Source organism: Thalassospira sp. MIT1004 (assembly GCF_001858545.1).
Taxonomy (GTDB): domain Bacteria; phylum Pseudomonadota; class Alphaproteobacteria; order Rhodospirillales; family Thalassospiraceae; genus Thalassospira; species Thalassospira xiamenensis.
Genome location: NZ_MCAO01000009.1, coordinates 18,724 through 33,274, shown reverse-complemented (window position 1 = coordinate 33,274; position 14,551 = coordinate 18,724). Strand labels below are relative to the sequence as shown.

Genomic DNA, 14,551 nt, shown 5'->3' with positions numbered 1-14,551 from the left:
CGGAGAATACAAAAATGATCACACGAATTTTAAAGACCGGAACCATCCTTTCGATGATGGCACTTGCAGGGTGCAGCAGCCTGAACGAAACCCGCTATTCCCGTCCGGATATTACGTCGGAAAACGGCTGGAACGGAGCCGCCACCGCATCGGACAACAGCAACGCAGCAACCATCACCGCCTCGCAAAACTGGTGGCAGAATTTCGGCGATGACCAGCTTGATGAACTTGTCGCCCGTGCGCTTGAACGCAATAACGACCTAGCGGCGGCCACCATCAAAGTCCGCAAGGCACAATTGACCGCGGGCCTTGCCGAAGATGACCTGTATCCAGATTTTTCCGGTGGTGCGGATGCGTCGGTTTCGCGCGATCTGGACGAGGATAATGGCAGTACGCGAAGCTTTGGCACCAATGCCGGAATCAGTTACGAGCTCGACCTTTGGGGCAAGCTTGGCCATGATTACGATGCCGCCCGCTGGGAAGCACTGGCGACCCTTGAAGATCGTGAAAGCACGGCATTATCGCTGATCGGCACCACCGCCACCCTTTATTGGCAGGCTGTCTATTATCAGCAACGCCTGGATATCGCCCAGGCCAGCATCGACTATGCGCAGCAAACCCTTGATCTGGTGGATGTTCAATATGCGTCCGGTTCGACATCATCGCTGGAACTGTTCGAAGCCCGCCAGAACCTTGAAAGCCAGTTGGCCGATTATACCCAGATCGAACAAAGTCTAACGGAAACCAAAAACGCGCTATCGATCCTTTTTGACCGCGCACCGGGTGATATTGAAATTCCGCGCATGACATTGCCGTCCGGTGCCCTGCCCGATGTGGCGGCGGGCCTGCCATCGGAATTGCTGTCGCGTCGCCCGGACGTACGGGCGGCTGAATTGCGCCTTAAGGAACGCGTTTCGGATTTGAATTCGGTCAAAACCAGTTTGCTACCGACCCTGACCCTGACGGGGGAATTGGGCACCAGCAGCGACCAGTTGCGCAATCTGTTGCAAAACCCGATTGGCACATTGGGTGCCAGCCTTGCCCTACCTTTCCTGAACTGGAACGAGGGACAGCTTAATATCAAGGTATCCGAAGCCGAATATGAACAGGCCATCGCCGAATTCCGCCAAACAGCTTACGAAGCCATGAGCGACGTTGAAAACGCGCTTTCGGCCCGCACACAATATGATCGCCGTGCAGCAAGGCTTGAAGCTGCCCTTGATGCCGCGCGCAATGCCGAACGGATTTATGAAACCCGGTTCAGGTCCGGTGCGGTCGCCATGCAGGATTGGCTGGACGCGCAGGAAACCAGACGAACTGCCGAGGAAGCCGTTCTTTCAAATCAGCTTGATCGCATTACCAACCTGATCACGCTCTATCAGGCATTGGGCGGCGATGCGACACCTGCCAATGCCCAAACCAGCCCGGCACCGGACACCACAGCCGCCTGACAGCAACTGTCACACACGAAAACATGATGATGCGTTTTCAAAACCTTTCGCACCATATCGGTCATGTCCTGATCCTTTTGGGTACAGGACTATGCGCAACCGCGATCCTGCTTGGCGCAAGCCGGGCGGCACAGCATTGCAAGGATGACACTGGATCAGATCGTCTCCTTGAAACGCGCAAGATCGAGCCGCCCCCAACAAAAACCGAATACAGGAAACGAAAATAGACCACCGAACCCGTATTCGACATTATCAGATCCGCCCCCTCGGCTTCACCCGTTTCCACGTGCGCGGCATCAGAAATGTCAAGGCTGAGTGACAGCTCATGGCGCTCGGCTACAACTGCAAGCGTTTGGCAGCGTCATGCAGGTATGAGGCCTTTATCGACCGTCACAACCAGCAACCAAACTAAGATCCGATGTGGTAAATTCAGCGCAAATATTCAAACAGCGACATATCAACGATTTGACCGGCGACCGAATAGGATGCCTCAAGCTGTACTGACAGGGTTTCAAGATTCACCATGGCCTCGGCCAAGTCGACTTCGGAAAGGTCGGTCACGATACCCTCGGCGGTCAGTTGGAAGTCGGTATGCATGTCAACAATCGCCTCGAGTTCATCCTGCGTCAGGGATACCTGCGTTTGCAGATCTGCAATGCCCGCAACTGCATCCTCGATCAGGGTCATGGCCTCGGTCAGGGCAGCTTCGTCAATCGGATCGGATGATGCATAAGCTGTCAGGTTCAGCGCCCGCAATGCCTGCTCGAACGGTTCCTGATCGGCGGTAAGGCCATATTCGATGGTTGTGCCATCCGCGACCTTGGCCGATGCAATATCACTATTGCCGGAATAATAACTGGTATCGGCTGCACTGGGCGTTGTCATGGCCGGATAATCAGCCACATCGACAGAAACCGGTGCCGTATTGGTGGCCGACCCGGCAAACAGATACCGGTCTTCATATTGGGTATTAAGCAAAGATGCCATGGTGGAAAGTGCTGCCGTCGCGGACTCATTAATCCCAGCAACATCGGTGCTTCCAGTGCTAAGTGCGCCCGAAATATCGGCCAGCATATCGCTCATCAGATCGACCATATCATTCAGCGTCGAATAATACATTTCGACCCGGCTTTGAATTTGCTCTGCTAAATCGGCATAGGCAGACGATTCCGATATTTCCGCGCTTAGTGTGCTGATGACATAGGAATTATCCGAAACACCGGAATAGGAGTCCGCTTTCATTCCCGAACTTGACTGGTTGGTTGCATCTGTAAGTTGTGATTGAACACTTCGCATCTGATTCAGCAGATTTTGCTGCATGGCGGCTGTCGAAACTCTCATGTTCTTTACCCTTTACCGGACAGCTTCAAGCAACGTGTCCATCAGAGACTGCGTGATCTCCAGGACCGCCGCGGCCGCTTCGTAGGCACTTTCAAGATTGGCCAATGTCAGCGCCTCTTCGTCAGTATTGACCCCGTATTGATTGGAAAAACTCTCAACCAGATCGCTAAACGCGGTGCTGGCAACACTGGCCTTGGTTTCGGCAGTCGAAGCCTGTTGGGCAACATCAGACAGTATTTCTGATGCATAATCCGAAAGCGTCGTTTTGGTACTGCCAAGGTTCCCGGCCGCATCGAAACTGACATTGGTATCAAAAACATTGGCCAATGCCTCTGCCACATCCGAGCTTCCCGACGAAATCACGCTATCGCCAACGGCAAGAGTCGCGTCGTCCGATCCCGATCCGGTTGGCACCAGACTGGAATCGGCCAGCCACGCGCTATTAACCGAAATATCATCGGCACCGGTTCCAGTGAACATGTCGTTCAGACCGAAATAATCCGACAATCCCTGCGCATCCGCACCAATCTCGGCATCCATATTGATGATCGATACACCGTAATCATCATCCGTGCTGGCGATGGTTAAAGTGCCATCCGCATTTACCGTAGCACTCATGTTTGTTGATCCATTGATCTGATCAACCAGATCCTGAACCGTCGTCACCGTAGTCAGATCGATATCAAGAATTTCAACCGCATTGCCATCCTCATCCGTCGCCACCAACCGAACGGTGCCGGTTCCGGAAAAGGCATCTGTCAGCGCCGTTGTCTCGCTTGATGTTAGCTCGTTCGGGCCGGGATAGGACGTGCCAAGATTGGTCACGGCATTGACGCTGTCCATCAGAGTCACGGCAAGGGCATCAAGTTCATCCTGAATGGCAGGTAGGGTTTCATCACGAAGTTCAATCAGTCCTCCCAGCGCGCCACCGCTGACATCATCCGTGATCGAATTACCATTCACGGTAATTTCGCCAAACACCGTGTCGGCATTTACCGTACCAACCGCGTTATATTCAAGTTCCTGCACCTGACTACCAACCACAAGCGTCCCGCCGATATAGATCTGCGTCTGGTTGGATGAATTGGTGTAATAGGAAACATCAACCAGTTCAGACAGTTCCTGGATGGCAACCGCACGCGCATCTTCAAGTTCGCTTGCCGCCAGTGTCGTACCGTCCGTTCCGGTCAATTGGTTGTTATAGGACTGGATTTCATTTAACAGCGAATTGATCTGATCGACCGTATCCTCGATCGACTGATCGGCCGCCGCACGCTGATCCTGAACACTTGCCGAAAGGCTGGTAAGCTCGCTTGCAATCTGCTCTGCATCGGTCAGAACAAGCGACTTGGCCGACTGGCTGTCTGCACTGGCCGCAAGGGATGCTATTGATGTCTCAAGGTCGGTAATCAGGGTTGAAATTGCGTCATCATCTCCAACCGATCCGAAATTGCTTGAAACAATCTCAAGCGGGTCGGCAAACACGGATTCATACCCACTTTCCGACGCGGCTTCGTTGATCGCTTTGATCAGATAACTGTCAACGCTTGATCCCACCGAAGTGACCGAAACGCCCACAGCCGAACCACCGCTGACATTGCTGGCCAGACTGGTCGACTTGGTTGTGTATCCCTCGACCGACGCATTCGCGATGTTGTTCGAAGATACAGCAATCCCGGTCTGGCTTGATTGCAATGCGCTGAACGCAGCAGATTGGGCAGCACGGATCGACATTTTTCTGACCTGTCAGTTGTCAAAAGTGCAGTTACATCTTCAAATTCAGAATGGCGCGCGTTGATTTGCCATGCAAATCACCATCGCGGTCATATGACGTTGCCTGATCACCTGCCGTTGCGGCCCAACCGGCACGAATACGTTTCAGGCAGGCATCGCGCTTGGCCATAAGGCGGATATTATTGCGATCAAGCTTATTGCGAAGACTGCGCACCAAATCAAAATTGATGATCTGGCCAGCAAGCGGATTTTCCGGATCGGCCTGTTTCTGAGCACGCAGTTCGGACTTCAGAGCATCTTCCAGCAGAGTCTTTTCCGCCGTGATATCGGGCAAAAGGTCATACTGACCCTGTTCAAGGATCCGCCATTCGACATCGAGAAGTTCTTCGAGACGCGCAATGATCTGCGTGACGGCGTCGCTATCGTTTGGAAGTGCCAAAGCCATTGCTGTCATAACCTGAAATCCCCTTGCTTCACGACTTAGTTCACTGCCGAAATGAGCGTGTCATACATATCGCTGGTCGTTGAAACGACCTGTGCCGCCGCCGAATAGGCCTGCTGTGCGATGATCATTTTGGAAAACTGGCTGGTAGTATCGACGGTGGAACTTTCCAGCGAATAATCCGCCAGCGTTCCGGTTCCGCCATCACCCGGGGTTTTCAGCACATAGCTGCCCGATGTGTTGCTTTCCTTGTAGACAGTATCGCTATAAGCGGTCAGGCCATCCGCGTTGGCAAAATCGGCCAGTACGATCTGATAGACCGGTTCGCTCTCGCCGTTCTCATAGGTCACCGAAACAACCCCATCGTCCGAGATCGATATCTCGGCGATCTCGCTGTAATTCGAACCGTTCTGGTCAACCGAATACAGCGTCATGTCGCCGTCTTCTTCGTCGGACGCAAATTGCTGCAAGCCGTCGTCATCGCCAGCCGTTCCAAGATCGGAAACGATAGAGCTATCATTAGCCCCGGTGGTCCAGCCGGTGATGGACAGAGTTGCATTGTCCGTCACATCAGTGCCGCTGGTATCCGTAATCGCCGAAAGATTGCCATCCCCGTCAAAGGTAATCGTCAATGGACCACCCGAAGACGTACCCGTAACCGTCGTTCCGTCCGAGGTCAGAACCGGATCAGAATAAGTCAGCTCCCACTCATTCGCCGCCGTTTTCTCGTAGTTATAGGTTACCGTATGACTGGTACCGAGACTGTCAAACACTTCGACATCAACGGAAAATGTATCGCCAACTGCCGCATCTGCCGGAAGATTTGCCACCATCGAAACTTCGGTCGTGCCTTCTGCCGTTCCGGTCAGATCTTCAAGATTGATTGTCGTCAGGGCCGATGTGCTGGTCGGAACGGTGCCGCTTGCCGGATTACCGTCATCGTCAAGGGCGTATCCCATAAGATAATAGCCAGAACTGTTAACCAGATTGCCTTCGGCATCAGTGTCAAAGTCACCGGCACGCGTGTAATAAACGTCACCATTGCCATCGGTCACGACAAAGAAACCATCACCCGAGATCGCAAGGCTCGTCGCAGTACTGTCGGCCTGGATCAACCCCTGCGAGCTGATATTCGTCTGGGTCGATGTGGTTACGCCGTTTGAGTAGCCGGTCGTCGTCGAACCGGGTGTCGTTACCAGCGACGAGAAAGAGGTCGAACTGTCCTTGTAGCCGACGGTTTCACTATTACTGATATTGCCCGAAATCACGCCAAGCGACGTCGATTGCGCATTCAGCCCCAAAACGGCGGAATTCAGTGCACTGCTTAAGCTCATGGCCTTGATCCTTCACTTCAGGAAACTGTTTGCGTGCCCTGAACGTCCGAGATCGCGATATCGACCCCGTTGACATACAGCACGGCTTCGTCGCCGGTCAGGTCGATTGCCGACACCACACCGGTCATGAGAATTTCAGAATCAACGGAATTTCCGTCAGAATCGGTCGCTTCGACCGAAAGGGTATAGGTCCCCGAACTCAGCGTGCTTCCGCCGTCCGTCACCCCGTCCCATGTGAAATTATTCGCACCCTCGGCACCGGTCACCGTCGTCTCATAGACAACATTGCCGTCTTCATCGGTAATTTCGATGCTGACATTCGAGGCATCATCATCAAGGACGAAATACCATTCGGCCTCACCACCTTCGAGCGGAGCAGTATCCCCGACAGCAACGATATCAGTCCCCAGATAGGACTGTGCCGCACTGTTATCGACAACCCCTTGCAAAGCCGTCAGCGAAGCCGACAAATCGGACAACAACGCATTATTCTGCTCAGACAGTTCAAGCTGTTCAAAGGTGGCAAGCTGATCGGTAATATCCGAGACATCTTCCGGATCGGTCGGATCCTGATTCTGAAGTGTCGTCAGCAACAGCGTCATATAGGTTTCGTAGGTCGAGCTCTCGCTCGTACTCGACGAAGTCGATGTGCTTGACGACGAGGTCGTCGAAGCCGTCAGGCTATCGTATGTCAGGCCGCTGAGGTAACTCATCACCGCCTCCATGAAGCGAACATTGAACGGGTCTTATGTTCGTTTCACGCTGACGGACGGAAAAACTGGCGTAGCAAATTCACTTTTTTAGAAAATAAATCCAAAAACAAAAAAAGGAGCGCATTTGCACTCCTTTCCATCTTAGGCTCGTTCCCGGCAAAAGTTACTGCGGCGGCGGTGGCGGTCCAGGACGATGCAATGCCAGTTCTGCGCGATCTTCGGGTGACAGCTGGACCGCGACATTGGCCATGTGCGTAAGTATACGACCAAAATCATCCCCGATACCGTTCTTCATTTTTTCAAAAACGCCACGGATTTCGGCATCCGTTGCATCGTCGCGCAGCAAAACCTCGCGCAGTTCTCTGAACTTTTTCAGGTCATCACGACGTTTCATCAAATCTTCCATCACCGGCGCGAACTCGGCGTCAAAAATGGCCTTTCCTTCCGGGCTCAGCTTCTCGCGTACTTCTGAAAGCATGCGAACCGGCGGCGGCGGGCCATTGTCCGGACCAATCATCGGCGGCGAGCCCCCCAGAAAGCTGTGGAGGATCGTACTACCCGCGGCAATACTTCCCGCAATTGTCCCAATCAGGAACAGATTCAAAGCAAGCGATGCCCACAAGAACCTTCGGGTGGCATCAGGCTTGCGACGATCATCTAAAATCATCATTCCCGCCCTGTTTGCGTGTTTGCACCATTCGAACCGATTCCCATGCCTTGCGAGGCCTCATCAAAAACATGATTTTCCAGAGCTTGCATCATCGGCATTTCGATTGCTTGGGCGTTGGTTTGGATTTCCTGTTCGGACGTAAACACAACGCCGACCACAAAACCGAACATCACACAAAGCACCATCCCGAAGGCAGAAGCAAAGGTCGCTGAATACCGCAACAATGCCCGCGATGACTTCACCCGGATACCTGATATTGCAAGAGCCGGGTCAGTTGGTCCTGTCACGCTACCAACCGGATTGGCGGTCCTTTCGGACGGATAAGTCTGACGCTGTTGAACAGAATCACCCTGATGTTCCGCCACCCGAAGCTCTGCACCACTTCCGCGGCGCGCGTCGTTAAAGGAAAAGACATCGCTTTTCGCGTCATGGCGTCGCGGCTCTGCCGCATTTTCTTCTGCCTCAATCACCGCAAAAATATCGTCAATCGCACGATGTTTGCCCAACGGCAAGGGATCATCGGCCAGCAAATCTTCAACAGATTTCAGGGATTTCAGCAATTCTGCTGCTTCATCATTCCGGGCAACAAGAATGTTGGCCTCATGGCGAAGCGGCTCCGGCCAGGATGTAATGTCCCACCCGTACTGATCCAGCAATTCTTCAAATTTCTCGATCTTCACAGCACACCGCTTTTTCCTAGGACGAACCTACCTGTTCGAACGCAACTGAAGTTAACGATCTATCCCATTGCTTTCAACTCTTCACGCAGTCGCTTTCGTGCCCTTTTTAACAATGATTCCATCGCATTGACGGAAACCCCCATAATAGCAGCCGCTTCTTGATTGGACAGTTCGCGATCATAAAACAGATTGATGGCAATTTGTTGTTGCTCAGACAACAGCTTGATCGCAGTTCGAAGCCGCCTGAATTCCTGATGTTGTGCCAGCTGTTCAACTGGTGAAATCGCCTCATCAGGCACGTTTTCAAGATCACTGCCATCGACGAATTGCGGCTTGCGTTTCAGATCAATCACCCGGTTTACCGCAACCCGATACAACCAGGTTTTGAAGGTGGCTCCTTCCGGACGCCATTTTTCCCGATGCAACCATACCCGGACGAAAACATCCTGCGCCACATCTTCCGCGTCACTGCCTGTAAGGCCCATACGCCGCGCAATCCCGATAATCCCGCGATAGTATCGCTCGACAAGCACGCGATAGGCGTGCTTGTCACCCCGAACCATCAGGGCCACAAGATCCTGATCAGCAAGTTCCGACAGGGTGGCATTCTGTCTTGCCGCCTCGGAGGCTTGCGATCCCGTTGTCATTTCGCGACGGATGCCTACACTCAACTGCCCCTCACAACACCTGTTCCACGATATGACGTGTTCCACGAACCTGTTGCGGTCCAGCGGCCTGCGAATTTACCGATTTGAAACTCTCCCACTGTTTTGCCAGTGTTTCGAGGTTCCGGTCCACGATTTCGTAACGTTCCTCAAGCGGTGTTTTCCGCCCGTTTCGAGCCAGAAGTTTGATCATGCGCGCATAGAACGCATACAGATCACGAGACAATTCAGGGGCCGATTTCGGCGAGACGATTGCCTGCAAAGCCCGCAATCGATTGACGACAATTGACTTTTCCTGACGTTCAAGATCGAAACGCTTTTCTTCGCGATGTTGTTTCGCCGCCCGCAAATGCTGGCGCGTACGGGTAATGGCGATCACCATCATCGCAAGGGGTGACGTCGTGCGCAATGCATTGTTGTATTGTGCGCTGGCACCGGCAAAACGATAAGCCTGTTGTGCAGTCGCCTGTGAATTCTTAGTCATCTTCACCCCACAAGGCTTCAAGTTGTTCACGCAGCAGTTGAAGCTGATACATCTTGGTCTCAAGAGCCGAATAACGTTCCGTCAGTTTCTCGGCATATTCTTCTGCGTCGGCCGTAACATCTTCGATTTCATCCTCAAGATTGGTGGTTTGTTCTTCCAACCGCTCGATACGGGCGGAAATCAGGCCGTCCGAACTGTTGGTATATTTGTCGAGCGCGGTAACCATTTCATTGGCAAGGCCGCTTGAAATCGTGACATCGACGCTTTCAGAACTATCACCGCCAAAATACAGTTCGACCCCCTCGAACGCCGAACCTGCGACCCCGATGATCTTGTTGCCACTGATCGTAAAAAGACTGGAATCGCCGCCAACACTAGCCGAGGTCATGTTGCCATCGACATCTACCTCGATATCGATCGTGAACGTGCCCGTATAGGAACCGTCGGCTTCCGACACCAACAGATTGTCGGAACCGGTATCGATGGAAAGAGAAAACAGATCGGCAATATCGTCAAAATTCGACACCAACGCGTCTTCAAGCGTCTCGGTATCAATGACCAGATAATTGCTCTCATCAAACGTGATGCCAATCGACGACAAGGTCGCATATGTGTCGCTATCTTCCTTGAAGGAAAGCGCGTCATATACCGATGAAACAACAGAACTCAGTAATGAATCACCAAACAAAACCGCATCCTCATCCGCGCCCTGACCGGCTTCATAGGATTGATTGGTGATGACAAAGCTGCGCAACTCGTTATAGGCGTCGACAAAAGCCTCAATCGCGTCATAGACCGAACTCGCGTCCTCATCAATTTCAAGCGTAATCTCGGTACCTTCTTCCTCCGCATACAGATAAAGCGTCACACCATCAATCACGTCATCAACCGTATTGCTGCTGCGGGTTACCTCTACCCCGTCGACGGAGAAAATCGCCTGATCAGCTGCCACCAGCTCGTTCGCATAACCGCCATCGTCATTGACAAACCCCAAAGACGCAGCCAGCGTCGTGTCTGCTCCATCGGTATCAAAGGTGATCTCCTGCCCGGTATCAATAGCCGATAGCACCAGCATATATTCATCATCGGAAACCTGAAGCACACTGGCACGTACCCCGGTTGCACTACTCTGGTCATTAATGGCATCGGCAATATCGTCAAGCGACATGTCATCGGATATCTCGATATCCGTTGCGGTATAATCATCCCCGGCCACAAGATTGAGGGTGCCCGACAAACCAGCAGCCGATGAAGCATCGGCATAGGTATCCCCACCCAGCTTGTGGGCGGTTGCCATCTGTTTGATTTCAATCGTGTAACTACCAACCGCGGCCTCGTCATCAACCAAAACACCCAGTACATCCGATGCGGTGGTGTTGGCATCCGACGATGACAGATAGGCCGATTTTCCAACCCAGACATCATCGCGCAAACTGTCAAGCTCGGCCGAGGCGGTCAGGGCCTCTGCCGCATCTTCCAGCGCCTCAAGCAGATCCTGCAAATCTTCAAACGCCGCAATTTCAAGTTCAAGCTCGTCAACCTCTGTCTCGATGGTGTCGGCAACTTCCATCTTGGCGTTATAGGCGTCTTCAACCAACTCTGCGGTATTAAGGTCTGTCAGACCTGAAACGTAGGACGACGATACATAGCTTGACGACGTAGATGAGTTCACTGTCGACATTCAGCCCTCCCTTGTCACACGATACCAGAAGAAACAGGACCACCCGGCGGCTCTAAGACCAGGCGGTCCTGCAACGAGTTAGCTCAGCAACCGCGAGAGCTTCTCGAGATTGTCATTGGAAACTGACAGTGCCTGAATGGCAGAGTCCATTTTGACACCCAACTCGGTTTGATCCGCGCTCAGCTGGGCGATATCGGCGTCCATGTAAACGCTCATCGCTGCTTCAAGGTTGGTCTGAGCGGTTTCGATATTGCTCGCGGCATAATCGAAGCGCGACTCAAGCGCACCGATGTTTGCACGGCCAGACGAAACCAGTTCGATGGCAGCTTCGATTTCCCCAAGTGCGGTGGTCGCGTTTGTGGAACTGGTCACATCAGCCGCAATACCAAGACCGGCCGCGTCATAATCCTGGGCCAGGGTCACGGAAATCGCAGCAACTGTTGAGTCGGCTGAAACAACAAAGCTTTCATCATACGCACCATCAAGCAATGCCGTATCGAAATACGTCGTGGACGCAACGATGGAATCGATCTGTGATGACAACTGCCCGTATTCATCATCCAGATATGCACGTTCCGTATCCGTCACAGAACCAGACGACGCCTCTGAGGCCAGCTCATACATACGTTCCAGAATATCGGCGATTTCGGCAAGGCCACCGTCGGCAGTCTCCAAAATAGCCGTGGCAACTTCGGCGTTATCACCCGCCTGTTCCCATGCCGCATAATCAACAGACATTGCAGTATAAACGGCAAGACCCGCCGCATCGTCCGATGCAGAGTTGATGGACTTGCCGCTCGACATCGCCGTCAAAACGGAAGTCATTTCATCGGTGGTCTTGTTGAGGTTCGACACCGCAAGGGTCGCCGACATATTCGTGTTAATGCTCGCCATTTTCGCGATCTCCTATATGGAAGAATGGAAGTGACATACCTGCCAACCGACCCAAAATCGGGCCGGTATTCATATCCACGCGTGCAGGCGATAAAACTGGCGACGCTTCTGTTGTTTTTTTTTCGAGAACTGCCAATGCCACACGATAAATGGCTGTTTTCCCGGATTTCGCAGCAGATTTAAATTTTGTGCCTGTCATGAAAAAGGCCGCCGAAACGGCAACCTTATGCATTGAGAGGCACGAACATTTTCTATGATGTTCGTGTTTTTTCTACCATTTACACGTATTGCCTTTGCCTTGGTCCGCGGCAACAACTTGTCACCAACGGCGGATAAGGCAGAGTGGGCTAGCACGACCTTCCTGAGTGATAGCCTTAACCCATTTCAAACCGTTGAGGCGCTGACTCGCAAGTGCACCAAGGCATCTCAACAGCGCATGCCACCTTGCAAAACGGCATCAATACCCGACCACGTATATCTTGACCCCATACTTTCAGCTAAGAGACTGATTAGAAAAGACTCTGAAGCAGAATGGGTTTGACCTGAGCCCTTAAAATTCGCCCAGAAATGAGTAGGTCTGTCTTAACGAAGAAAACAGACGATATGAAACGATCACGGTTCACGGAAGAGCAAATCATCGGGATGACCCGGGAGCAGGAATCCGGGCAGAAGACAGCGGATGTTTGCCGTCGTCATGGCATCTCGGAAGCCACATTTTAAAAGAACAAAGCCAAATACGGCGGTATCGGAGGAGACAATCCCCATCTTTGAAATCTCGAGATCGATCAGATTGGCGACGCGGCATGAGCGAAGAAAACGTTATTGCTGCTGGCCCTGAACAAATCTGATCCGTTTACCCGCCCCGGCCCGGAACACAGAAAGATCACAGGCTCTCGGCCACGCTGGCCCTAGCCTGGGACTGACGCTGCGAATGACACCTCGGTCAATGATCTTTACCGCCGGAAACATGACCAAGACATCCGGGCCACCGCCAAGCGATAGCCGATGCGACAGCAGAACACACAACCCAAAACCGAAACGCCCGCCTCCCGGAAGTCCGGGCAGACCCCGTGCCTCCCCCAACCTCAAAAACATGCCGCATCGGCTTCACGGCACGCTCCTATCACCTCCGGCAATGGCAACACTTCCCGCTACCGATGGAGCCCGGACACACTTCGGGCGCACGGCCCCCACTGGTCCACCATCGACGGGTCACAGATCACCGCTGCCCGCTGCTGCCATTACTGCCACTCCCGGCAAATCTAACGCTCCTTTTCCAACAAGACGCACCTCTCCCGTCATGACAAATGACCGGGTTAGTCCCCTTAGTCCTTGGGCAGAATCCCGCCGTAATGGCTCCGCCATCCGCCGCCCCATATCCTGCGGGTCACCTCGCCGCCCTGCCCGTGTCTCTGTCCGTCTCTTTGCCGCATCATCCTGATCACCTCTTTCATCCAGCCCCAAATGCAAAAACCCGCGAAGCTCAAGGCCGCGCGGGTTTCGGTCCGGGTGCTTTTCTCCCGTTGACTTTGTCTCTTATGCCACAAATAAAAGAACAAATCAAGAACTTTTTTCGAAAAATCTGAAAAACTTTATATATGCCCCAGGGCTGCCCCCAATTCGTACGCCTGAAATTGACAATTGAAATCTGGTTGCCCTTAGAAAAGGGAATTGTCGTATGGCACGGATTTAATGCTGCAGAATGAATAAGTTATTGCTCGTTTTCTTCTGCTTGAAGGGCGTGGATTGATCAGCAGAACAGCGATCTAACAGCATATTTCACATTCTTTAAACCGTTACGCGGCCCAATTTAATTGCGAATGAGTATTATTTTTGATAACTCAACAAGTATCGGATCATTAGAGTCAGGTTTTCGGTTTGGCAATAACCGACATCAAAACGCTATTCCTTTCCCATCAAAGGGAATTGCAGATTTATCTCACTCGCCTGTTGCGCGACGCTGATATTGCTGTGGATTTGACACAGGAAACATTCCTGCGGGTTACCGAACACGCCCGGCAGAATAAATCGAATGATGTGACGCATGTACGCTCCTACCTGTATCGGGTTGCCCACAATCTTGCCGTGGACCATGTTCGCGCACAAAAGCGTAACCCGGTGAATAGGGCTGATGACAGCAATCTGGGAACGATCCCTCACAATGCTCCCTCGCCAGAACAAATTGTCGGCGATCAGTCTGAACTTGATTTCGTGCGACGTGCCCTTGATGAACTTCCCGAAAGGACGCGCAATATCTTCGTGCTGGTGCGCGTAGATGGGCTTACCTATCATCAGGCTGCCGAGAGACTTGGTATCTCCGACAGTTCGGTCCAAAAGCATATTGCCCGTGCCATTGCCCACGTCATGGCACGGCTGGGCAAGAAAGGCGTGTGATCTGGTGCAAAATTTTTTAGCCTTTTCTTGTACTTTGAACGTCCTAAAGTTATGGACCAAATGAAACA

The 14,551-nt window shown here is 52.5% G+C and carries 14 protein-coding genes and 1 pseudogene; 3 read left to right on the top strand and 12 right to left on the bottom strand.

What is annotated here, in order from left to right:
* Positions 1-14 precede the first annotated feature (14 nt).
* Complete coding sequence (locus BC440_RS04350) at positions 15-1,451, top strand: TolC family protein (RefSeq protein WP_071239637.1); 1,437 nt, start codon at positions 15-17, stop codon at positions 1,449-1,451.
* Positions 1,452-1,880: 429 nt separating this feature from the next.
* On the opposite strand, the gene BC440_RS04340 is transcribed toward BC440_RS04350, so the two are convergent.
* The 12 genes from BC440_RS04340 to BC440_RS04285 all read right to left on the bottom strand — a co-directional run bounded on the left by BC440_RS04340 (position 1,881) and on the right by BC440_RS04285 (position 12,288).
* Complete coding sequence (locus tag BC440_RS04340; protein ID WP_071239635.1) at positions 1,881-2,792, bottom strand: flagellin; 912 nt, start codon at positions 2,790-2,792, stop codon at positions 1,881-1,883.
* A gap of 12 nt (positions 2,793-2,804) precedes the next feature.
* Positions 2,805-4,526 (bottom strand): flagellar hook-associated protein FlgK, encoded by a 1,722-nt coding sequence (flgK, locus tag BC440_RS04335; protein WP_071239634.1) that lies wholly within the window; start codon positions 4,524-4,526, stop codon positions 2,805-2,807.
* A 31-nt stretch (positions 4,527-4,557) separates the two neighbouring features.
* Positions 4,558-4,980 carry a hypothetical protein gene (locus BC440_RS04330; RefSeq protein ID WP_063096052.1) on the bottom strand — a complete coding sequence of 141 codons (423 nt, stop codon included), beginning with the start codon at positions 4,978-4,980 and terminating at the stop codon, positions 4,558-4,560.
* Positions 4,981-5,006: 26 nt separating this feature from the next.
* Positions 5,007-6,302 (bottom strand): flagellar hook protein FlgE, encoded by a 1,296-nt coding sequence (gene flgE, locus BC440_RS04325; protein WP_071239633.1) that lies wholly within the window; start codon positions 6,300-6,302, stop codon positions 5,007-5,009.
* A gap of 17 nt (positions 6,303-6,319) precedes the next feature.
* Entirely contained in the window at positions 6,320-7,015 is a 696-nt protein-coding gene (locus tag BC440_RS04320; RefSeq protein ID WP_175484461.1) for a FlgD immunoglobulin-like domain containing protein, read from the bottom strand.
* Positions 7,016-7,178: 163 nt separating this feature from the next.
* Positions 7,179-7,685: a periplasmic heavy metal sensor gene (locus tag BC440_RS04315; protein WP_065702077.1), complete on the bottom strand. Its 507-nt coding sequence runs from the start codon at positions 7,683-7,685 to the stop codon at positions 7,179-7,181.
* The gene (locus tag BC440_RS04310; RefSeq protein WP_071239631.1) at positions 7,682-8,365 is read right to left on the bottom strand and encodes a hypothetical protein; all 684 of its coding nucleotides are present in this window, start codon (positions 8,363-8,365) and stop codon (positions 7,682-7,684) included. The genes BC440_RS04315 and BC440_RS04310 overlap by 4 nt, the downstream gene beginning before the upstream one ends.
* 59 nt (positions 8,366-8,424) lie before the next feature.
* On the bottom strand, positions 8,425-9,036 hold the full coding sequence (locus BC440_RS04305; RefSeq protein ID WP_139192073.1) for a sigma-70 family RNA polymerase sigma factor: 612 nt from the start codon (positions 9,034-9,036) through the stop codon (positions 8,425-8,427).
* A gap of 7 nt (positions 9,037-9,043) precedes the next feature.
* Positions 9,044-9,514: a flagellar protein FliS gene (locus tag BC440_RS04300; RefSeq protein ID WP_071239629.1), complete on the bottom strand. Its 471-nt coding sequence runs from the start codon at positions 9,512-9,514 to the stop codon at positions 9,044-9,046.
* Positions 9,507-11,195, bottom strand: coding sequence for a flagellar filament capping protein FliD (gene fliD / locus BC440_RS04295; protein ID WP_071239628.1), 1,689 nt, complete (start codon positions 11,193-11,195; stop codon positions 9,507-9,509). Before fliD ends, BC440_RS04300 begins: the two co-directional genes overlap by 8 nt.
* A 78-nt stretch (positions 11,196-11,273) precedes the next feature.
* On the bottom strand, positions 11,274-12,089 hold the full coding sequence (locus BC440_RS04290; protein WP_071239627.1) for a flagellin: 816 nt from the start codon (positions 12,087-12,089) through the stop codon (positions 11,274-11,276).
* Positions 12,076-12,288, bottom strand: a complete 213-nt coding sequence (locus tag BC440_RS04285) for a hypothetical protein (protein WP_175484460.1) — start codon at positions 12,286-12,288, stop codon at positions 12,076-12,078. Before BC440_RS04285 ends, BC440_RS04290 begins: the two co-directional genes overlap by 14 nt.
* A 404-nt stretch (positions 12,289-12,692) precedes the next feature.
* Between BC440_RS04285 and BC440_RS22345 the strand changes: the two are divergent.
* Positions 12,693-12,806: pseudogene (locus BC440_RS22345) on the top strand (transposase); the annotation flags it as partial.
* Positions 12,807-13,967: 1,161 nt separating this feature from the next.
* Entirely contained in the window at positions 13,968-14,483 is a 516-nt protein-coding gene (locus BC440_RS04275; RefSeq protein WP_007092393.1) for an RNA polymerase sigma factor, read from the top strand.
* The last annotated feature ends 68 nt before the right edge of the window (positions 14,484-14,551 follow it).

Bases quoted from the DNA above. Each gene is read 5' to 3' on its own strand.
- BC440_RS04350 (WP_071239637.1), top strand. From the start codon at position 15: ATGATCACACGAATTTTAAAGACCGGAACCATCCTTTCGATGATGGCA.
- BC440_RS04340 (WP_071239635.1), bottom strand. From the start codon at position 2,792: ATGAGAGTTTCGACAGCCGCCATGCAGCAAAATCTGCTGAATCAGATG.
- flgK (WP_071239634.1), bottom strand. From the start codon at position 4,526: ATGTCGATCCGTGCTGCCCAATCTGCTGCGTTCAGCGCATTGCAATCA.
- BC440_RS04330 (WP_063096052.1), bottom strand. From the start codon at position 4,980: ATGACAGCAATGGCTTTGGCACTTCCAAACGATAGCGACGCCGTCACG.
- flgE (WP_071239633.1), bottom strand. From the start codon at position 6,302: ATGAGCTTAAGCAGTGCACTGAATTCCGCCGTTTTGGGGCTGAATGCG.
- BC440_RS04320 (WP_175484461.1), bottom strand. From the start codon at position 7,015: ATGAGTTACCTCAGCGGCCTGACATACGATAGCCTGACGGCTTCGACG.
- BC440_RS04315 (WP_065702077.1), bottom strand. From the start codon at position 7,685: ATGATGATTTTAGATGATCGTCGCAAGCCTGATGCCACCCGAAGGTTC.
- BC440_RS04300 (WP_071239629.1), bottom strand. From the start codon at position 9,514: ATGACTAAGAATTCACAGGCGACTGCACAACAGGCTTATCGTTTTGCC.
- fliD (WP_071239628.1), bottom strand. From the start codon at position 11,195: ATGTCGACAGTGAACTCATCTACGTCGTCAAGCTATGTATCGTCGTCC.
- BC440_RS04290 (WP_071239627.1), bottom strand. From the start codon at position 12,089: ATGGCGAGCATTAACACGAATATGTCGGCGACCCTTGCGGTGTCGAAC.
- BC440_RS04285 (WP_175484460.1), bottom strand. From the start codon at position 12,288: ATGACAGGCACAAAATTTAAATCTGCTGCGAAATCCGGGAAAACAGCC.